Raw genomic sequence first — 20,072 nt, 5'->3', positions numbered from 1 at the left:
AGGGGAAAGCGATACTATACTCTTGCCCACCGGGAGCGGTGCCGGCGAGTCGGGGAACTGGCGGGCCGCCGCCATGTCGAACCCGGGTATTTCCCGCTCGCAGAGGAACACAAAAAACATGAAACGCATTGTCTTGTTCGTCATCACCAACCTGGCCGTCATGCTCGTGCTGTCGGCCACGCTGCGCATCCTGGGCGTAGACCGCTACATCACCGCCAACGGCCTGAACCTGAACGCCCTGCTGATCTTCTCGGTGGTCGTGGGCTTTACCGGAGCGATCATCTCGCTGCTGATCAGCAAGCCGATGGCCAAATGGAGCACCGGGGCCCAAGTGCTGGACCCGAACGCCCCCCGCAATCAACGCGAAGCCTGGCTGGTCGACACCGTTCACCAACTGGCCGACCGCGCGGGTATCGGCCGCCCCGAAGTGGCCATCTATGAAGGCGCGCCCAACGCCTTCGCCACCGGCGCGTTCAAGAACGACTCGCTGGTCGCCGTGTCGACGGGCTTGCTGGAAAGCATGAGCGAAGAAGAAGTGGCGGCCGTGCTGGCGCACGAAGTGGCCCACATCGCCAACGGCGACATGGTCACGCTGACGCTCATCCAGGGCGTCGTGAACACCTTCGTGGTGTTTCTGGCCCGCGTCGTGGGTTACTTCATCGACCGCGTCGTGTTCAAGAACGAACGCGGCATCGGCCCGGGCTACTACATCACCGTGCTGGTCTGTGAAATCATCTTCGGCGTGCTGGCCTCGATCATCGTGGCCTGGTTCTCGCGCCAGCGCGAATACCGCGCCGACGCCGGCTCGGCCCACCTGATGGGCGCGCGCGAACCCATGATCCGCGCGCTGGCTCGGCTGGGCGGCCTGGAACCGGGCGACCTGCCCAAGTCGTTCGAGGCCTCGGGCATCACCGGCCGCGGCGGCCTGGCGGCCATGTTCGCCTCGCACCCGCCCATCCCGTCGCGCATCGCCGCCTTGCAGAACGCCCGCGTGGTCTGATCGCCGGCCCGGTTCAAGCAGGCAGCAAAAAGCCCCTGGGGTCAGAAACCCCAGGGGCTTTTTCTATTGAGACTTCAGCGCCCGCGCATCAGCACTCGACGATGTTCACCGCCAAGCCGCCGCGCGCCGTTTCCTTGTACTTCGTCTTCATGTCGGCGCCGGTTTCGCGCATGGTCTTGATGACGGAATCCAGCGACACGTAGTGCTGGCCGTCGCCGCGCAAGGCCATGCGCGCGGCGTTGACGGCCTTGATGGACGCCATGGCGTTGCGTTCGATGCAGGGAATCTGCACCAGCCCGCCAACGGGGTCGCACGTCAGGCCCAGGTTGTGCTCCATGCCGATCTCGGCGGCGTTCTCAACCTGTTCCACCGTGCCGCCCTGCGCCGCGGCCAAGCCGCCGGCGGCCATCGAACAGGCCACACCGACTTCGCCCTGGCAGCCCACTTCGGCGCCCGACAGCGATGCGTTGTACTTGTACAGCAGGCCGATCGCCGCGGCGGTCAAGAGGAACTCGCGTACGCCCTCGCGGCTGGCGCCGGGCACGAAGCGATCGTAATAGTGCAGCACGGCGGGGATGATGCCGGCCGCGCCATTGGTGGGCGCCGTGACGACACGGCCGCCCGCCGCGTTCTCTTCGTTGACCGCCATGGCATACAGGTTGACCCAATCCATGACCGACAGCGGGTCGGACAAGGTGCGCTCTGCGCGTTGGGTCAGATTGCGGTAAAGCTCCGGCGCGCGGCGACGCACGCGCAAGGGGCCGGGCAATTCGCCGTCGGCTTCCGGGTAGTCGATGCCGCAACCGCGCGCCACGCAGTCCTGCATGACCTGCCAGATGCGGTCCAGGCCGCTGTCCGTCTCGGCGGCCTCGCGCCAGGTCAGCTCGTTCTTCATCATCAGCTGCGCCACGGTGAGGCCGCTTTCGCGGCACATCGTCAGCAGTTCGCGGCCCGAGCGGAACGGGTACGGCAGCTGATTGTGCGCGGCGATCACCTGGCTGTTCGAGGCGCCGGCGGTCACGACGAAGCCACCGCCCACCGACAGGTACCGCGATTCGCGCAGCGACTCGCCATTGGCGTCGACGGCGTGGAATTTCATGCCGTTGGGGTGCTCGGCCATGGCTTCGCGACGATAGAACACCATGTGTTCTTTCTCGATGAAGGCCACCGGGTAACGGCCCAGCAGCGGCAACTGGCGGCTGGCGCGCACCGAGGCGATCATGCCGGCAATGGCGGCGGGGTCGACCGTGTCGGGCGCTTCGCCCATCAGACCCAGCAGCACGCCCTTGTCGGTACCGTGCCCCTTGCCGGTCGCGCCCAGCGACCCGTAGAGCTCGGCGCGGACATACGCCACGCGCGACATCAGGCCATCGCGTTCCAGGCCTTGCGCGAACAGCAAGGCGGCCCGCATCGGACCCACCGTATGGGAACTAGACGGGCCTATGCCTATCTTGAACAGATCGAATACGGAAACGGCCACGCGATACTCCAATACATCAAAGAATAGTCAGGCAATGATACGCGTTGCCACCCCCGCGCGCAGGAATGGACGGCGGGGCGTATGCTGTATCGCCGCCACCGGTTCCGTCACCCGGTCAGGCATGCGATCATTACAGAATTATTACTTGTCATAAAAAGAACGGGAACACCCCTGGATGTCTGGACTTATTACCCTGCTTGACTTCGCCGGCTACGTCGCCCTGCTGCTTTGGGGCGTGCACATGGTCCAAACCGGCGTCCAGCGCGCGTTTGGCGCGGCCTTGGGCGCCGCGCTGGGCCGGGCCCTGGGCACGCGCCTGCGCGCCTTTGCCGCCGGCCTGGGCATTACCGCCGCCCTGCAAAGCAGCACCGCGACGGGGCTGATGATCACAGGGTTCGCCGCGGGCGGCGTGGTGGGCCTGGTGCCCGCGCTGGCCGCCATGCTGGGGGCCAACGTCGGCACGACGCTGATCGTGCAGCTGCTGTCATTCGACCTGACCTCGCTGGCGCCTATCCTTATCCTGGCGGGCGTCTGGATGTTCCGCCGGTATCCCCCCGGTCGCACGCGCGACCTGGGCCGCGTGTTCATCGGTCTGGGCCTGCTGCTGCTTTCCCTGCATCAGCTGGTTGAATTGTTCGAGCCGTTCCAGACGGCGCCCATGCTGGGCATGATTCTGGACGCCTTGTCGACCCAGCCCGTTGCCGCCGTCTTGCTGTCGGCCGCGTTCACCTGGGCCGCGCACTCCAGCGTGGCCGTCGTGGTGCTGGTGATGTCGCTGGCAAGCCATCACATGGTGGCGCCGCACGTGGCCTTTGCGCTGGTGCTAGGCGCCAACCTGGGCACGGCCATCAACCCGATGATCGAAGGCGTCACGGGCGACGATCCCGCCGCGCGCCGCCTGCCGCTGGGCAACCTGCTGACCCGCGTGCTGGGCGTGCTGGCCGGCCTGATCCTGCTGCCCGTGCTGCAACCCCTGATGAGCGACATGGCCAGCGACCCGGCCCGCGCCGTGGCCAATTTCCACACGCTGTTCAACGCGGTCATCGCCATCCTGTTCCTGCCGCTGCTGTCGCCCTACGCGGCCCTGCTGACACGCTGGCTGCCCAAGCGCGCCGACCCCAACGACCCGTCCCGGCCGCAATATCTGGATGAATGGGCGCATGACGTGCCCGCCGTGGCGCTGGGCAACGCCGCCCGCGAAGCGCTGCGCATGGCCGACATGGTGCAGACGCTGCTGCTGTATGCGCGCGCCGGCTTCAAGCGCGACAACCGCCACCGCATGGTGCAGGCACGGCAGCTGGATGCCGCGCTGGACAAGCTGGAAAACGCCATCACGACCTACCTGGCCACGCTGGACCAGGAAAACATGACGCGTGACGACATTCAGCGCATGGACGATATCCTCGCCTTTGCCAGCAACATCGGCCACGCGGGCGATATCGCCCACCACGGGCTCTTGAGCCACGTGGCCAAGCTGCGCAAACAGGGCTGGACGTTCTCGCCCGAGCAGCGCGCCAGCCTGGATGACACGCTGGGCCAGTTGATCGCAAACCAGCGCCAGGCCGCTGCCCTGTTCGTCAACGACGATCTGCGCCAGGCGCGGGCGCTGGCCGGCGAAAAGGCGCGTTTCCGCACCATCGAAACGCAGGCCGCCGACACGCACCTGCAAAAGATCAAGTCAGGCCAGGTGGACGCGGCCGAAGTCGGCGCGCTGTACCTGGACATCCTGCGGGATATGAAGGGAATCAACTCTCACTTGGTGGGCGCCGCGGCGTATCCGCTGCTGGCCCGCCACGGCGAGCTTCTGCCCAGCCGTTTGCGCGAAGCGGGCAACTAAGCGAAAGCGGGGTCCGGGGGAAGCGGCAACCCGGCGCGCAAGCGCGCATTAGACGGAAGCCCGCCAACCCAGGCGTGTTGCGGCGGACGGCGGGGCTTCCCCCGCCCGGCCCCGCGCTTTAGTCAGGACAGCGCAAACTGACCCTGCCCCGGGCGCACATTACAGATAGCGCTGGAACCACGCCAGCATCCGGCTCCAGCCGTCCTTGGCCGCTTCAGGCTGGTAGCTGGCTCGGTAGTCCGCCAGGAACGCGTGGTCCGCATCCGGGTACACCACGAATTCCGACTGCCTGGCCGCCGCGTTGCCGGTCGCCAGCTTGGTCTTCATGGTCTCGATATCGGCCAGCGGGATGCTGGCGTCCTTGCCGCCGTACAGGCCCAGCACCGGCGCATGCAGCTCGTTGACCACATCGAACGCCACGCGCTTGATCAGCGGGCCGTGGCCCACGCTGAGCTTGCCGTACCAGGCCACGGCGGCCTTCACGTCCGGGTTGTGAGCGGCGTACATCCACGTCAGGCGACCGCCCCAGCAAAAGCCCGTGATGGCCACGCGCTTGGGGTCGCCGCCGTTTTCTGCCGCCCAGGCCACGCTGGCGTCCAGGTCGGAAAACACCTGTTCATCCGGCACCTTGCTGACCAGTTCAGCAATCAGTTTCGGAATGTCGGTGTAGACGGAGGCGTCGCCCTGGCGTTCATACAGGTTCGCGGCCACGGCCAGGTAACCGGCCTTGGCGATGCGTCGGCAAAGATCTTTGATGTGTTCGTGCACGCCGAAGATTTCCTGCACCACCAGCACGATGGGCAGGTCCTGGCGGCCTTCGGGCGCGGCGTAATAGGCGGCGATGGACCCGTCTGCCACGGGCAGCTTGAAGTCAGCGTGAACCAGGCCTTCGGTGTCAGTGTGGATGACGGTGGGGGCAACGTTGCCGGCGGCGGCGGAAAAGCTCATGGGGGACGCTCCTGTGGGGGATTGATCGACAGATCGACAAGCAGGCATCCCGTCCGCGCGCGCCCCTAATGCGTGTGGGCGTGCTCCGCATGGGGCGCGCCAGTACCGGCGTCGGCCTCGTGCTCGTGCCCATGGTGCATCAGCGTGGTCACGCTGTAGATCAGCGCGACACCCAAGCCCACCAGCAACAACTGCGGGACGGCATCCGAAAGGGACACCCGTTCATGCATCTGCGGCATCAGGTCGGCCACCGAGATATACAGGAAGCTGCTTGCGGCAACCACCAAGATATACGGCACCCAGTCCTGCGCCTGCTGCAGCACAAAGTACCCTATTATGCCGCCCACGGCTGAACACAAGCTGGTGAACAGGATCAACGAAAACGCACGGCGACGCGGCAGCCCGGCATTGAGCAGCACGACAAAATCGCTAAGCTTGTGCGGCACTTCGTGCACGATGATCGACGCCGCCGTCAGCACGCCCAGCAGCGGGTCCGTCAGGAACGCCGCCGCCACCAGCACCCCGTCGCACAGATTGTGCAGCGAACTTCCAATCAGGATCAGCACGCCGCCGCGCCCCGCTTCGTGGTGGTCGTGGCCTTTGTGGTGGTGATGCCCGTCGCCCTCGTGGTGATGGCTATGACGCAGCAGCGCAATCTTTTCCAACACGAAAAAGCCGATCAGCGACGCCAGCATCAGGCCGAACAAGGCATGGGCGTTGCCGACCGCGCCCTCGAAGGCCTCGGGCAACAAGTGCAAAAGCGCCACCGACAGCAGCACGCCCACCGACAGGCTCACCATGTGATGCAGGTATTGGGCGAACACCTTGTAGGCCAGCCAGCTGGCGACAAAGACGGCAATAAGCCCGCCGGTTATGGTGGCAAGCAGGACCCAGAGCAGCAACATTTGGGGGACGCAGTATAGGCGGGGAGGAAGCGCAACATTATATTGTTGCAATCCCAAAATCGGAAATGGGCCGTCCAAGGACGGCCCATCGGAATATCCGTGCAGAACCCGCAGCGCTTAGTGCGCCTGTTCCCAGTTCTTGCCCATGCCCACTTCCGCGACCAGCGGCACGCGCAGTTCGGCCACCGAGCACATCAGGCGAGGCAGCGCTTCCTTGACCACATCGATCTCGGCATCCGGCGCTTCCAGAACCAGTTCATCGTGTACCTGCATGATCATGCGGGTTTGCAGTTTTTCGGCTTCCAGCCAATCTTGCACAGCCACCATGGCCAGCTTGATGAGGTCGGCCGCCGTGCCCTGCATGGGCGCGTTGATGGCGGCCCGCTCGGCGCCTTGCCGACGCGGCCCCGAGGCGCCACGGATCTCGGGCAGTTGCAGGCGTCGACCGAAAACCGTTTCGACGTAGCCCTGTTCGCGCGCCAGCCTGCGGGTATTTTCCATGTACATCGCCACGCCGGGATAGCGGGCGAAATAGCGGTCGATGTAGGCTTGCGCGGCGTCCCGGGTGATGCCCAGGTTGGACGCCAGGCCGAACACGCCCATGCCGTAGATCAGGCCAAAGTTGATGGCTTTGGCCGCGCGACGCTGGTCGGTCGACACGTCCGACAAGGCCACGCCGAACACTTCGGCCGCCGTGGCGCGGTGAATGTCCTCGCCGGCGGCGAACGCGCTTTGCAGATTGGCGTCATCGGACACGTGCGCCATGATGCGCAGTTCAATCTGCGAATAGTCGGCCGACAGCAGCACGCCCTGCTCGGCAATGAAGGCTTCGCGCACGCGGCGGCCCGCCTCGGTGCGCACGGGAATATTCTGCAAGTTGGGATCGGACGACGCCAAGCGGCCCGTGATGACCGCCGCCTGCGAATAACGCGTGTGCACGCGGCCCGTGGCCGGGTTGATCATGCGCGGCAGCTTGTCCGTGTAGGTGGACTTCAGCTTGGACAGGCCCCGGTATTCCAGCAGCACCTGGGGCAGCGGGTAGTCCAGCGCCAGCTTGGTCAGCACGTCTTCGTCGGTTGACGGTGCACCGCTGGCGGTCTTGCGCACCACCGGCAACTGCATGCGTTCAAACAGGATTTCGCCCAGCTGCTTGGGCGAATTCAAATTGAAGGGCTGGCCGGCCAGTTCATAGGCTTTTTGCTCCAGGCGCAGCATTTCCTGGCCCAGCTTGTGGCTTTGGCGGCCCAGTTCTTCGGCGTCCACCTTCACGCCATTGCGTTCGATCGTGGTCAGCACCGCCGACACCTTGATCTCAAGCTGGTAGATGCGGTCCAGGCCCTGGTCCGCCGCCACCATCGGGCGCAGCACACGGTGCAATTGCAAGGTGAAGTCGGCGTCTTCGGCGGCGTAATGCCCCGCCTTGTCGACAGCCACCTCGTCAAAGCCGATCTGCTTGGCGCCCTTGCCGCACAGGTCTTCGTACGACACGCCGCTGCGGCCCAGATAGCGCTGTGCCAGGTCGTTCAGCCCCACGCCGCGATGCGATTCCAGCACATACGCTTGCAGCATCGTGTCGTCGGTGATGCCGGCCAGCGCAATGCCTTCGTTGGCGAACACATGCGCGTCGTACTTGGCGTGATGCAGCAGCTTGGCGCGCGACGCATCTTCCAGCCACGGCTTCAGGCGCGCCAGCACCTCGGCCTTGGGCAACTGCGTGGCGCCGTCCGGCCCGCGATGCGCCACGGGGATGTAGCAGGCAACGCCCGGCTCTACCGCCAAGGACAAGCCCACCAGCCGTGCCTGCATCTGGTCCAGCGACGTGGTTTCAGTGTCCAGCGCCACCAGGGACGCGTGTTGCAGCCGCTCGAACCAGGCGTCGAACTCGGCCCAGTCGGAAATGATGCGGTAGTCCAGCTCGGCGGGCGCCTCCGGCACATCCACCGCGATGCGCGCATCGCCCGCGGGCACGCGCTCGGCATCTCCGGTCAGGTCGCGCAGCCAGGTACGGAAGCCGTAGCGCTCGTACAGCTCGGTCAAGGTGGCGTCGTCGCGCTCGCGCGGCTTCAGGTCGTCCACGCTTTCGACATGGCCGGTCAGGTCACAGTCGTACTTAACCGTCAGCAATTGGCGGGTCAGGGGAAAGTTGGGGATGGCCTCGCGCAGGTTGTTGCCGGCCACGCCCTTGATGCTGTCGGCGCCTTCGATCAGCTTGTCGATCGAGCCGAATTCGGACAACCACTTCACGGCCGTCTTTGGGCCGACCTTGGTCACGCCCGGCACGTTGTCGACGGTATCGCCCACCAGCATCAGGTAGTCGACGATGCGCTCGGGCGGCACGCCAAACTTGTTGACCACACCGGGTTCGTCCAGCACTTCGCCGGTCATGGTGTTGACCAGGGTGACGTGGCTGTTGACCAACTGCGCCAGGTCCTTGTCGCCCGTCGAAACGATGGTGTGCACATCGTGTTCGGCGGCGCGCTTGGCCAGCGTGCCGATCACGTCGTCGGCCTCTACCCCTTCGATGGCCAGCACCGGCCAGCCCAGCGCGCGCACCGCGCGGTGGATGGGTTCGATCTGCGCGGCCAGGTCTTCCGGCATGGGCGGGCGATGCGACTTGTATTCGGGATACAGATCGTCTCGGAAAGTCTTGCCGCGAGCATCGAAAATACATGCGGCATACTCTGCCTTATGATCAGATACAAGCTTGCGCAGCATATTGACCACGCCGTACAGCGCACCCGTGGGTTCGCCTTGCGCGTTGCGCAAATCAGGCATAGCGTGGAAAGCGCGGTACAAGTAGCTTGAACCGTCGACCAGTAATAAGGTTTTTTTCATGGTTACAAAGGCAGATATGGAAACACCCGCCGGCAAACAAATTCCGCTGATTATGTCAGAGATACGGACGGCGGCAGATAAGCTCGCGAACATCGGGCCCGCAGTCAGTGTCTTCGGCAGCGCACGCGTCAGCCGCAACTCCCCCCACTATGAAACCACCGTTGCCATTTCGGCCGCCTTGGCCGGCGCCGGGTTCGCGGTCATTGCAGGGGGCGGCCCCGGCATCATGGAGGCCGCCAACAAGGGAGCCTTCGAAGCAGGCGGCACCAGCATCGGGCTGAACATCAGCCTGCCGCACGAAGCGCACAACAACGAATACCAAACCATCAGCCTGTCATTCGAGTATTTCTTCTCGCGCAAGGCCACGTTCTTCATGCACAGCTTCGCCTACGTGGCGATGCCGGGCGGCTTTGGCACGCTGGACGAGCTCTTCGAAGCGCTGACGCTGATCCAGACAGGCAAAGTGCCGCCCGCGCCCATCGTGCTGGTGGGCAGCGAATACTGGTCGGGCATGGTCGAGTGGCTGGGCGATCAGGTGCTGGGTAACGGCATGATCGGCGCGCACGACCTTGACCTTTTCATCATCGAGGACGACCCCGTCAAAGTGGTGCGCCGCGTCGTGGAATTCCATGACAAAGTCACTTCCGAAGCCCAATACGCGCCGTCCCTGCCCGCCTGAGCCTGAGGCTTGGCCTGAGCTCCGGCCTGAGCCCTGGGCTCGACTTCAAGCATGATGCGGCGGCCGCCCCAGGCCGCCGTTTCAAGCGCATGGCTTCACGCCAGCATCTCGGGTCGTCATCTCAGCCCATCGCCTCAGGCCATCGCCTCAAGCCATCGCCTCAAGCCATGGCTTTGACGATGGCTTCGCGCGCCAGGCCGATGAACTCGCTCTCTCCGGGGCGGGCGGGCAATAGCCGAAATTCCACCGACGGCAGCGTCGGCAGGCCGGGCGCGTGCAACCGCGCGATGCCGGGCGCCAGCGCCGACTCGTTCAGGCAGGCCACCCCCAGGCCCGCCGAAATAGCCAGCTGCAAGCCCGCCACGCCGGATGCCACATGCGCCACCGCGTAGGGCACGGCGCGCCGCGTCAACTGACGCTCTACGTACTGGCGCAATGCGCATGTCTCGGGCAAGACCAGCAGCGGCAAGGGCTCGCCAGCGGGCGCCGCGGCGCCTTCCGCCGCCATCCATAGCAGCGGCTCGCGGCGCAGCAATGCACCCTGGGCCCTGGCCCGTGGCGCGCCGCGTTCCTGGATCGACATCGATATGCCCACGTCGATTTCACCTCGTTCGTAGGCAGCCTCGATCGCGCCGCTTTTCATGATCGTCACGTGCAGGCGCACCTGCGGATACTGTTCGTTCAAGCGCCGCAACATGCGCGCCACATCGCCGGGGCGAAAGTAATCCGTGATGAACAGCCGCAATTCGCCGCGCAGCGCCACGCCGCGTAAATCGCGATAGGCCTCGTCACTAAGCGCAAGAATGGCGCGGGCGTGACGCAGCAGCCGCTCGCCCGCCGGCGTAGCCGTCACGCCGGTTTTGGCGCGTATCAGCAGCGCCTGGCCGGCGCGCTCTTCCAGCTTGCGCATCTGTTCGCTGACCGATGACTGCGACAGAAAAACCTTGGGCGCCGCCGCCGTCAGGCTGCCGGCATCAAGCACGGCGACCAGCGTGCGCAACTGGTCAAGGTCAAATCCAGACATAGCTATCCAACGGATAAGTCGATGGGTGGGATCGTAATTTCCCGCTTTTCCGATGTCAAACGCTTCCCTACACTGGCCTTGTACCCTTACACACAGGAGCCAGTCATGCCCCATATCGTCATACACATTTCCGGTCAATCGGACCCCGCCATCAATCGTCGCGTGGTCGACTCGGTGGCCGGGCTGACACAGTCCGTGCTGGGCAAGAAGCTGCCTGTCATCGCCATTACGTTGCAGCACATTCCGCACGATCTCTGGTTCATCGGCGGCAAGCCGCTATCGGAACTGGGCAAGAACGCCTTCCACCTGGACATCAGCGTCACGGACGAAACCAACACCAAGGCCGAAAAGGCACGCTACATCAAAGAGATCTATGCGTCCTTCCAGCAGATATTGGGTGAGCTGCACGAATGCTCGTACGTGCACGTGATCGACGCGCGGGCAGCAGCCTATGGATACGGCGGCGCCACGCAGGAATACCGGCATCAGCAAAGCGGGGTGTAGTCCTCCGGCGGCGGCCCCGCAGCGGGCCGACGCACGCATGAAAAAAAGCCGCGCACCCAAAGGTGCGCGGCTTTTTGCTGCCGAACCGCCAGGGAGGAATATCCCCGGGGGCTCGCCTTAGACCGAGGCTTCGCGCGCGGCGCGCTTGCGTTCGTTTTCCAGCAGATGGCGCTTGCGCAGACGGATCGACTTCGGCGTGATTTCCACGAGCTCGTCGTCGTCGATGAATTCCACGGCGTATTCCAGCGACATCTGAATCGGCGGCACCAGGCGCACGGCTTCGTCGGTACCCGAGGCGCGCACGTTGGTCAGCTGCTTGCCCTTGATCGGGTTCACGACCAGGTCGTTGTCACGGCTGTGAATGCCGATGATCATGCCTTCATACAGCGCATCACCCGGGCTCACGAACATGCGGCCGCGATCTTGCAGCTTCCACAGCGCGTAGGCCACGGCATCGCCTTGGTCCTGGCTGATCAGCACGCCGTTGCGACGCTCGCCGATCGAACCTTCCTTGACCGGGGCGTATTCGTGGAAGATGTGGCTCATCAAACCCGTGCCGCGCGTCAGCGTCAGGAATTCGTTCTGGAAGCCGATCAGGCCACGGGCCGGGATCAGGTATTCCAGACGCGTACGGCCACGGCCGTCCGGCTGCATGTCTTGCAGGTCGCCCTTGCGGCGGCCCAGCTCTTCCATGACGCCACCCTGGTGGGCATCTTCAACGTCGATGGTCAACGATTCGAACGGCTCGCACTTCACGCCGTCGATGTCCTTGAACACCACACGCGGACGCGACACGGCCAGCTCGTAGCCTTCGCGACGCATCGTTTCCAGCAGAATCGTCAGGTGCAGTTCGCCACGGCCCGACACTTCAAACACCGTGTCGTCGCCCGTGTCGCGCACACGCAGCGCCACGTTGGACTTCAGTTCGCGGTCCAGGCGGTCGCGCACTTGGCGGCTGGTCACGAACTTGCCTTCGCGGCCGGCCAGCGGCGACGTATTAACCATGAAGTTCATGGTCAGCGTCGGCTCGTCGATGCGCAGCATCGGCAGGGCTTCCTGCGTGATCACGTCGGTCACGGTGCAACCAATGCCCAGTTCTTCGATGCCGTTGATCAGCACGATGTCGCCGGCTTCGGCTTCTTCAACCACAACGCGCTCCAGGCCGTGGAACTTCTGGACCTGGTTGATGCGGCCCTTGCCGCCTTGGCCGTCGGGACCAAACTTGTAAGCCACTTCCATGCCGGGGCGCATGCGACCACGGTTGATGCGGCCCACGCCGATCTTGCCGACGTAGCTGTTGTAGTCCAGCGAGATGATTTGCATCTGCAGCGGGCCGTTGGGATCGTCGTCACGCTGCGGCACGTGCTGCAGAATGGCTTCGAACAACGGGCGCATGTTGCCTTCGCGCACGTCCGGGGTCAGGCCGGCGTAGCCGGACAAGCCCGAGGCGTACACCACCGGGAAGTCCAGCTGTTCTTCCGTCGCGCCCAGCTTGTCGAACAGGTCGAACGTGGCGTTGATGACGAAGTCGGTACGGGCGCCCGGGCGGTCAACTTTGTTGACGACCACGATCGGCTTCAGGCCCAGGGCCAGCGCCTTGCGGGTCACGAAAATGGTCTGCGGCATCGGGCCTTCAACGGCGTCAACCAGCAGCAGCACGCCGTCAACCATGGACAGCACGCGCTCGACTTCGCCACCGAAGTCAGCGTGGCCCGGGGTGTCGACGATGTTGATGTGCGTGCCTTCGTATTCAACGGCACAGTTCTTGGCCAGAATCGTGATGCCGCGTTCTTTTTCCAGGTCGTTCGAGTCCATGACCCGTTCGGTCAGCGCCTGGTTTTCGCGGAAGGTGCCGGATTGGCGCAGCAGCTGGTCGACCAGGGTTGTTTTACCGTGGTCCACGTGGGCGATGATGGCGACGTTGCGCAAGGCGCGAGTCATAGCGAGTCCTTTAAGGTCAGGGTGGAGGGCAGCAAGCCCTCCGGCAATTCGTTCAGTGCAAGCAATGCCTGCTTGGGGTCTGGCATGGCCTGCAAGGCTTCCAGCTCAACGGCGCGTTCCAGAGAAAATGGCCCGACATGCGTGCGCCGCAGCGCCGTCAGGTGGGCGAAACAGCCCAGCACGCGCCCGATGTCCTGGGCCAGTGTTCGGATGTATGTGCCTTTACTGCAAGCCACATCGATCTCTGCCTGCGTTCCCGAAAGGGACAACAGCTCGATGCGGTGAATCGTGATCTGGCGCGGGGCCCGTTCCAGCTCGATGCCGGCGCGCGCGTACTCGTACAGCGGTTTGCCATCGCGCTTGAGCGCGGAGTACATCGGCGGAATCTGCTCGATCGTGCCCGAGAAACGTGACAGCGCGTCGCGCAGCGCCTGTTCGTCAACGGTAAAGCCCGGTTCGGCGGTGGACACGACATTGCCGGTCAGGTCGCCAGAATCGGTTTCGCTGCCAAATTGCAGCGTAGCGCGATACGCCTTGTCAGCGTTAAGCATCGCGCCGGAAATCTTGGTTGCGCGTCCCATGCAGCACACCAGCAAGCCGGTGGCGAAGGGATCCAGCGTGCCCGTATGACCGGCTTTCGCCGCGTCCATGGAACGCTTGGCGCGTTGCAAGGCGTGGTTGCTCGACAAACCTACGGGTTTGTCGAGCAACAGCACACCGTCGAGCAAAAGCCCGCGTCGTTTAGCCATCGTCGGAATCCGGTTGAAAAGCAGTGACGACAGCCCGATCAGGACTGGTCTTCAGGTTCGTCAGGCACGCCCGAGTGCGGGCCAGGCCGGTTTGCGCGGTCGATGAGGATCGACATTTCGATGCCACGGGCAATCTGCTCGTCGTGGAAGAAGCGCAAAGTGGGGACAGTGTGAATGTGCAGCAGCTTGTAAAGCTGGGAATGCAGCCAACCGGCTTTTTCGTTCAGCAAGGCGGTGGCGGCTTCGGGCTCGGCGCCCAAAACCGTGAACCACACCTTGGCATGCGCGTAGTCGGTCGACAATTCCACACCAGAGAGCGTGATCAGCCCGGCGCGAGACATATCGATCTCGCGCTGGATGATCTCGGCCAGATCCTTCTGGATCTGGTCGGCCAGCCGCAAATTGCGGCCGGGGATGGCTTTGGACTTGTGACGGCTCATTAGCAATAATGCCTCGCGACGCTTTACAGCGTACGCGCGATTTCCTTGATTTCAAAGACTTCCAGCTGGTCACCCACCTGGATGTCGTTGTTGCCGCGCAGCGTAAGACCGCAATCGAAGCCCGACTTGACTTCCTTGACGTCGTCCTTGAAGCGGCGCAGCGATTCAAGATGCCCCGTCCAGTGAACCACGTTGTTGCGCAGCAGGCGTACCTGGGAATCGCGGCGGACGATGCCGTCAAGCACCATACAACCAGCGATGTTGCCAAGGCGCGAGATGCTGTAGACCTCACGGATCTCGACCAGGCCGATGATTTCTTCCTTCTTCTCGGGCGCCAACATGCCCGACATGGCCGCCTTAACTTCATCCACGGCGTCATAGATGATGTTGTAGTAGCGCACGTCGATGCCGTTGTTCTCGGCCAGCTTCTTGGCGCTTGCTTCCGCACGCACGTTAAAGCCGATCACGACCGCGTTCGAGGCAATAGCCAGGTTGATGTCGGTTTCCGAGATGCCGCCCACGGCCGCGTGCACCACTTGCACACGGACTTCGTCGGTCGACAGCTTGACCAGCGACTGAACCAGCGCTTCCTGCGAACCCTGCACGTCGGTCTTGACGATAAGGGTAAGCGTTTGCGTGCCCTCGCCCAGGTTGTCGAACATCGATTCGAGCTTGGCGGCCTGTTGGCGTGCCAGCTTGACGTCGCGGAACTTGCCCTGGCGGAACAGCGCGATTTCGCGCGCCTTGCGTTCGTCGGACAGCGCCATCAGTTCGTCGCCGGCGGCGGGAACTTCGGTCAGACCCTGAATTTCCACCGGGATGGACGGGCCCGCCGATTGGATCGGCTTGCCGTTTTCGTCCAGCATGGCGCGCACGCGGCCAAAGCTTGCGCCGGCCAGCACGACGTCGCCGCGCTTGAGCGTGCCGCTTTGCACCAGGATCGTCGCGACCGGGCCACGGCCCTTGTCCAGACGGGCTTCGATGACCAGACCCTTGGCGGGTGCGTCTTCCGGAGCCTTCAATTCCAGCACTTCGGCTTGCAGCAGGAGGTTTTCCAGCAGATCGTCAATGCCTTCGCCGGTCTTGGCCGACACGCCCACGAAGGGCACGTCACCACCGTATTCTTCCGGCACGACCTGTTCGGCAACCAGTTCCTGCTTGACGCGTTCGGGGTTGGCCGACGGCTTGTCGATCTTGGTCACGGCCACAACCATGGGCACGCCCGCGGCCTTGGCGTGGTGGATGGCTTCACGCGTTTGCGGCATCACGCCGTCGTCGGCGGCAACCACCAGAATCACGATGTCGGTCGCCTTGGCGCCGCGGGCACGCATGGCGGTGAACGCCTCGTGGCCCGGGGTGTCAAGGAATGTCACCATGCCGCGTTCGGTTTGAACGTGGTAGGCGCCAATGTGTTGCGTAATGCCGCCGGCTTCGCCCGCGGCAACCTTGGCGCGGCGGATGTAATCCAGCAGCGAGGTCTTGCCGTGGTCGACGTGGCCCATGACGGTCACGACCGGAGCGCGCGGCAGTTGTTCGGCTTCGGACACCGTGGCGGATTCGTCCAGGAATGCTTCCGGATCGTCCAGCTTGGCGGCGATGGCCACGTGGCCCAGTTCCTCGACCACGATCATGGCCGTTTCCTGGTCCAGCACCTGGTTGATGGTGACCATCTGGCCCAGCTTCATCAGATGCTTGATGACCTCGGCGGCCTTCACGGACATCTTGTGAGCCAGGTCGGCCACGCTGATGGTTTCCGGCACGTGAACTTCGCGGGCAATGAATTCCTGCGGTGCGGGCTCGTTGCGGCGGTCGTTCTGCTGGTTGCGGCCACCACGGCCGCCGCCCTTGCCACCACCCTTGCCACCTGCACGCCAGCCATCACGGCTGGCCGGGGCGGCCGGCTTGTCGGCGGGCTTCTTGCGCGAGGCGTCATCCGACCAGGTCGAAGCAACTTCGGCGGTCTTGATGGTCTTTTTCGCGCCAGGAGCGGCGGGCTTGGCGTCCTTCTTGGCGCCAGGCGTGGCACCCGGCTTGCCGGCCGGCTTGTGCAGCGTGCCGGAAATCGGCGCGGCAGCGGCGGCTGCGGGGGCCTCCGGTTCAGGAGCACGCAGCACCTTGCGCGGACGATTCAGCATCTCGCGCAGCGCGGCGGCTTCGGCCTCGGCGGCACGGCGCGCCTCATCGCGGCCACCCGACGTAGCGGACGCAGCAAGGGGCGGGCCGGCGCGGCGGTTGTCGGCACGGTTGCCCACCTTGACGGGGGGCGCGGCCGGCGCGGGCGCGGCGGTTTTCACGGGTTCGGACTTCGCGGCAGGCTGCGCCTGGGCGATCGGCGCAGTGGCCTCGGGGGAAGGTGTATCGGACTTATTGGCTAGCACAACGGGTTCCGGCTTGGCTTCTTCAGCCTTGGGCTCGGTGGATTCAGTCTTAACTTCGGGCTTGGCCTCTTCGGCCACGGGCTCGGCAGGAGCAGGCGCCGGCGTCGGTTCGGGTTCAGGCTGGGCCTGGACTTCGGCGGCTTGCGCCTCGACGGGGGCGGGCACTTCGGCCGCGACGGGTTCAACAGGCGCGGGCGCTTCAACCGGCGCGGGCGCTTCTACAGCAACGGGCTCTTGTGCCGCGGCAGGGGCCGAAGCCTCGGCCTTGTCGGCAGCGGTCTCGCGGGGCTCGACCACGGCAGGAGCCTCGGGTGCAGCCGGCGCGGACACCTGCTGCTCTTCTTCGATCGCAACTTCATCTTCGGCACGCGCGGACGCGGCTTGCTCAAGGGCGATTTCGGAGGGATCACGCTTGACGAACACGCGCTTCTTGCGCACTTCAACCTGGATCGTGCGCGAGCGGCCGGTGGCATCAGCCTGCCGGATCTCGGACGTCTGGCGGCGCGTCAAGGTGATCTTCTTGCCTTCGGTCGCGCCATGGGCGCGACGCAGCGATTCGAGCAATTTCGCCTTGTCGCTGTCGGTGACGGAATCGTCAACCGATTTGAGGTCAACACCAGCCGAGCGCAGCTGATCCAGCAGCACATTGGCAGGCATTTTCAGCTCGGTAGCGAACTGGGCGACGGTGTTACTCGACATTAGGCTCTCTCTTCCCTATATGCAGCTATTACAAACAACGTGAACTTGCGGTGGATGAATCCAGCACTACCCACCGCAGACCCGTGTCCTTTTGGTTATTCTTCGTCGAACCAATGGGCACGGGCACGCATGATGAGGTCGCTGGCTTCCTGCTCGGTCAAGCCGGCGATTTCCGCCAGTTCGTCCGTTGCCAATTCGGCCAGATCATCACGCGTATGCACTTGACGCTCGGCCAGCTTTGCAGCCAGTTCTTGCGTCATGCCTTCGAGTTCAAGCAAATCCTGTGCGGTCTCAAGACGCTCTTCCTGGGCAATTGCCTCAGTCAGCAGCGCATTGCGGGCACGGGCGCGCAATTCATTGATGGTGTCTTCGTCAAACGCTTCGATTTCCAGCAGTTCCTGCATGGGTACGTAAGCGATTTCCTCGATACCGGTAAAACCTTCGTCGATCAGGATGTCGGCGACTTCCTCATCAACGTCCAACTTGCTCATGAACGTGGTGCGCAGACCCGAACGCTCGACTTCCTGGCGATTCAGGCTTTCTTCCGGCGTCATGATGTTGATCTGCCAGCCCGTCAGCTCGGACGCCAGGCGCACGTTCTGACCCTTGGCGCCGATGGCCTTGGGCAGGTTTTCTTCGTCAACCACGACGTCCATCGCATGCTTGTCTTCATCAACGACGATCGATTCGACGTTGGCCGGCGCCAAGGCGCCAATGACAAACTGCGCGGGGTCTTCAGACCACAACACGATGTCGACCTGTTCACCACCCAGCTCGTTACGAACCGCGGTGACGCGCGAACCGCGCATGCCGACGCAGGTGCCGATCGGGTCGATACGCTTATCGTATGCCACCACGGCGATCTTGGCACGCACACCCGCGTCGCGAGCGGCAGCCTTGATCTCGAGCAGACCCTGTTCGATTTCGGGCACTTCGTTCTCGAACAGCTGGCGAATGAACTCGGGCGAGGTGCGCGACAGGATCACCTGCTGACCACGCGCGGCGTGGTCAACACGCAACACGTAGGCGCGGACGCGGTCGGCAACCCGGAGATTTTCCTTCGGGATCATTTCGGAACGCGGCAGGCGCGCTTCGATCTTGCCGGTTTCGACAATGGCGTCGCCCTTGTCCATGCGCTTGATCGTGCCGGACACAATGGTTTCGCCACGGTCCAGGAAGTCGTTCAGCACCTGTTCGCGTTCAGCGTCCCGGATCTTTTGCAAGATGGCCTGCTTGGCCGCCTGCGCGCCGATACGGCCGAATTCGATGGGCTCAAGCGGCTCTTCGATGTATTCGCCTTCCTGAATATCAGGAACGATTTCTTGCGCGTCCGACAGCATTTCCTGCTTGTCGGGCTCTTGCAGGCCCGCTTCGTCGGGCACCACCAGCCAGCGGCGGAAGCCCTCGTGATCGCCGGTTTCCCTATCGATGGCGACACGAATGTCCGCATCATCCTTGAAGCGCTTTTTCATGGCCGAGGCCAGCGCGCTTTCCAGCGCACCGAACACGACGTCACGCGTGACGTTCTTTTCACGCGCCAAGGCATCGACCAACAGAAGAATTTCGCGACTCATCGCTTTTTGCCCTTGAAATCCAGAACGGGATCCAGTTTTGCACGTTCGATATCTTCGACCGTGAAATTCAACACCTGGATTTCGTTCTTTTTTGCCTCAAATTCGAGACCGAAGACGGTCTTGTGCATCCCAGCGTCGGCTTCCGAGGCGGCGGCGTCCTCTTCGGGCACGGTCAACGTGCCGGAGAAAACCTTACGTCCGTCTAATGCCTCACGCAGCTTGATTTCGATGCGCTCGCCTGCAAACCGGCGGAATTCGGCTTCGTTGCGCAACGGGCGGTCAATGCCCGGCGAACCGACTTCCAGTCGTTTGTAGTCGACGTTTTCAACTTCGAACACCCGCGACAACTGGCGGGAAACCTGTTCACAGTCTTCGATGCGCACACCGCCGACCCGATCGATCGTTACGCGCAAAAGGCCCAGGGCGGCACGCTCGACGTCCACGAGTTCGACGTCCATGCCGGCCAGAGCCTCTTCGGTCAATGCGAATAAATCAGCCATATACTCAAAAAAAATGGGCTGCACGCCCAGCCCACCGATATTGCGCAGAGCCCAGCCGCTTCCCTACTGCACGTAAGGAGCAATGCTGGGCAGCGCCCTATATTGCGACCTAAATTGATGCACCACGGGTCATTCCGACCCTGCCTGCCCCACAACCCGATATTGAAACCTCGGGTCCGGCGGCACTTGGCGCATATCCGATGCCAAACTGCTATTGAACAACTTCGTATTCAACAACCGCTGAGAACCGCAGCTATTGCAAACCCGCTGCGCTTCAATTGCTAATGCAAACTGCTGCCGGCTGCCGGCTATAACACCTGGCAGTCATACCAGCATTCGAACCGGTACTCATACCAGCATCCATACCAGCCGCGACCCCGGCGTTGACCCCCAGCTTTGGCAACAACCAAGCCTGCCAAAGCGGCATCTCGACCCCATCGCCCGGCAAAGGGCAATGACGCGAAGCCATGAAAACCATTGATTTTACCAGATAAACTGGAAAAACGCCTGATTCGTCACGGGCTTACGCTTATACGGGACATATCGGGGTCGGCGGCGCGCCAAACGCGCCGCCAGCAA

The 20,072-nt window shown here is 63.6% G+C and carries 15 protein-coding genes; 4 read left to right on the top strand and 11 right to left on the bottom strand.

Annotated elements, in window-relative coordinates:
- The first annotated feature begins 118 nt into the window (after window positions 1-118).
- Window positions 119-1,000 (top strand): protease HtpX, encoded by an 882-nt coding sequence (gene htpX / locus YH64_RS01860; protein WP_046802784.1) that lies wholly within the window; start codon window positions 119-121, stop codon window positions 998-1,000.
- 88 nt (window positions 1,001-1,088) lie between these two features.
- On the opposite strand, the gene YH64_RS01855 is transcribed toward htpX, so the two are convergent.
- Window positions 1,089-2,480 (bottom strand): L-serine ammonia-lyase, encoded by a 1,392-nt coding sequence (locus YH64_RS01855; RefSeq protein WP_046802884.1) that lies wholly within the window; start codon window positions 2,478-2,480, stop codon window positions 1,089-1,091.
- 175 nt (window positions 2,481-2,655) lie between these two features.
- On the opposite strand from YH64_RS01855, the gene YH64_RS01850 reads away from it, so the two are divergent.
- Window positions 2,656-4,317 (top strand): Na/Pi cotransporter family protein, encoded by a 1,662-nt coding sequence (locus tag YH64_RS01850; protein ID WP_046802783.1) that lies wholly within the window; start codon window positions 2,656-2,658, stop codon window positions 4,315-4,317.
- Between the two features lie 159 nt (window positions 4,318-4,476).
- Here the strand turns inward: YH64_RS01850 and YH64_RS01845 are convergent, their stop codons facing one another.
- The 3 genes from YH64_RS01845 to polA form a co-directional block, all read right to left on the bottom strand.
- Complete coding sequence (locus tag YH64_RS01845) at window positions 4,477-5,265, bottom strand: dienelactone hydrolase family protein (RefSeq protein ID WP_046802782.1); 789 nt, start codon at window positions 5,263-5,265, stop codon at window positions 4,477-4,479.
- A gap of 65 nt (window positions 5,266-5,330) precedes the next feature.
- The gene (locus YH64_RS01840) at window positions 5,331-6,170 is read right to left on the bottom strand and encodes a ZIP family metal transporter (protein ID WP_046802781.1); all 840 of its coding nucleotides are present in this window, start codon (window positions 6,168-6,170) and stop codon (window positions 5,331-5,333) included.
- A 117-nt stretch (window positions 6,171-6,287) separates the two neighbouring features.
- Entirely contained in the window at window positions 6,288-9,005 is a 2,718-nt protein-coding gene (gene polA, locus YH64_RS01835) for a DNA polymerase I (RefSeq protein ID WP_046802780.1), read from the bottom strand.
- A 52-nt stretch (window positions 9,006-9,057) separates the two neighbouring features.
- Between polA and YH64_RS01830 the strand changes: the two genes are divergently transcribed.
- Window positions 9,058-9,684 carry a TIGR00730 family Rossman fold protein gene (locus YH64_RS01830; RefSeq protein ID WP_046802883.1) on the top strand — a complete coding sequence of 209 codons (627 nt, stop codon included), beginning with the start codon at window positions 9,058-9,060 and terminating at the stop codon, window positions 9,682-9,684.
- Between the two features lie 160 nt (window positions 9,685-9,844).
- Here the strand turns inward: YH64_RS01830 and YH64_RS01825 are convergent, their stop codons facing one another.
- Window positions 9,845-10,708: a LysR family transcriptional regulator gene (locus YH64_RS01825; RefSeq protein WP_046802779.1), complete on the bottom strand. Its 864-nt coding sequence runs from the start codon at window positions 10,706-10,708 to the stop codon at window positions 9,845-9,847.
- A gap of 105 nt (window positions 10,709-10,813) precedes the next feature.
- On the opposite strand from YH64_RS01825, the gene YH64_RS01820 reads away from it, so the two are divergent.
- Entirely contained in the window at window positions 10,814-11,212 is a 399-nt protein-coding gene (locus tag YH64_RS01820; RefSeq protein WP_046802778.1) for a 4-oxalocrotonate tautomerase, read from the top strand.
- Between the two features lie 117 nt (window positions 11,213-11,329).
- Here YH64_RS01820 and typA read toward each other — a convergent pair whose 3' ends face one another.
- The 6 genes from typA to rimP all read right to left on the bottom strand — a co-directional run bounded on the left by typA (window position 11,330) and on the right by rimP (window position 19,493).
- Complete coding sequence (typA, locus tag YH64_RS01815; protein WP_046802777.1) at window positions 11,330-13,153, bottom strand: translational GTPase TypA; 1,824 nt, start codon at window positions 13,151-13,153, stop codon at window positions 11,330-11,332.
- Complete coding sequence (gene truB / locus YH64_RS01810; protein ID WP_046802776.1) at window positions 13,150-13,902, bottom strand: tRNA pseudouridine(55) synthase TruB; 753 nt, start codon at window positions 13,900-13,902, stop codon at window positions 13,150-13,152. The genes typA and truB overlap by 4 nt, the downstream gene beginning before the upstream one ends.
- Window positions 13,903-13,940: 38 nt before the next feature.
- The gene (gene rbfA, locus YH64_RS01805) at window positions 13,941-14,342 is read right to left on the bottom strand and encodes a 30S ribosome-binding factor RbfA (RefSeq protein ID WP_006218273.1); all 402 of its coding nucleotides are present in this window, start codon (window positions 14,340-14,342) and stop codon (window positions 13,941-13,943) included.
- Window positions 14,343-14,365: 23 nt separating this feature from the next.
- Window positions 14,366-17,419 (bottom strand): translation initiation factor IF-2, encoded by a 3,054-nt coding sequence (infB, locus tag YH64_RS01800; RefSeq protein WP_143215214.1) that lies wholly within the window; start codon window positions 17,417-17,419, stop codon window positions 14,366-14,368.
- Window positions 17,420-17,514: 95 nt separating this feature from the next.
- Complete coding sequence (nusA, locus tag YH64_RS01795; RefSeq protein WP_006218270.1) at window positions 17,515-18,993, bottom strand: transcription termination factor NusA; 1,479 nt, start codon at window positions 18,991-18,993, stop codon at window positions 17,515-17,517.
- Complete coding sequence (gene rimP / locus YH64_RS01790; protein ID WP_046802774.1) at window positions 18,990-19,493, bottom strand: ribosome maturation factor RimP; 504 nt, start codon at window positions 19,491-19,493, stop codon at window positions 18,990-18,992. Before rimP ends, nusA begins: the two co-directional genes overlap by 4 nt.
- Window positions 19,494-20,072 lie beyond the last annotated feature (579 nt).

Source organism: Achromobacter sp. LC458 (assembly GCF_001005835.2).
GTDB lineage: Bacteria > Pseudomonadota > Gammaproteobacteria > Burkholderiales > Burkholderiaceae_B > Achromobacter > Achromobacter spanius_B.
Note: the sequence above shows the minus strand (reverse complement) of the source record. Positions and strands in the feature narration are given on the sequence as shown.

Coding starts and splice junctions, on each gene's coding strand:
- YH64_RS01830 (WP_046802883.1), top strand. CDS start 9,058: ATGTCAGAGATACGGACGGCGGCAGATAAGCTCGCGAACATCGGGCCC.
- YH64_RS01845 (WP_046802782.1), bottom strand. CDS start 5,265: ATGAGCTTTTCCGCCGCCGCCGGCAACGTTGCCCCCACCGTCATCCAC.
- htpX (WP_046802784.1), top strand. CDS start 119: ATGAAACGCATTGTCTTGTTCGTCATCACCAACCTGGCCGTCATGCTC.
- truB (WP_046802776.1), bottom strand. CDS start 13,902: ATGGCTAAACGACGCGGGCTTTTGCTCGACGGTGTGCTGTTGCTCGAC.
- rimP (WP_046802774.1), bottom strand. CDS start 19,493: ATGGCTGATTTATTCGCATTGACCGAAGAGGCTCTGGCCGGCATGGAC.
- YH64_RS01825 (WP_046802779.1), bottom strand. CDS start 10,708: ATGTCTGGATTTGACCTTGACCAGTTGCGCACGCTGGTCGCCGTGCTT.
- YH64_RS01840 (WP_046802781.1), bottom strand. CDS start 6,170: ATGTTGCTGCTCTGGGTCCTGCTTGCCACCATAACCGGCGGGCTTATT.
- infB (WP_143215214.1), bottom strand. CDS start 17,419: ATGTCGAGTAACACCGTCGCCCAGTTCGCTACCGAGCTGAAAATGCCT.
- polA (WP_046802780.1), bottom strand. CDS start 9,005: ATGAAAAAAACCTTATTACTGGTCGACGGTTCAAGCTACTTGTACCGC.
- rbfA (WP_006218273.1), bottom strand. CDS start 14,342: ATGAGCCGTCACAAGTCCAAAGCCATCCCCGGCCGCAATTTGCGGCTG.
- typA (WP_046802777.1), bottom strand. CDS start 13,153: ATGACTCGCGCCTTGCGCAACGTCGCCATCATCGCCCACGTGGACCAC.
- YH64_RS01850 (WP_046802783.1), top strand. CDS start 2,656: ATGTCTGGACTTATTACCCTGCTTGACTTCGCCGGCTACGTCGCCCTG.
- YH64_RS01820 (WP_046802778.1), top strand. CDS start 10,814: ATGCCCCATATCGTCATACACATTTCCGGTCAATCGGACCCCGCCATC.
- nusA (WP_006218270.1), bottom strand. CDS start 18,993: ATGAGTCGCGAAATTCTTCTGTTGGTCGATGCCTTGGCGCGTGAAAAG.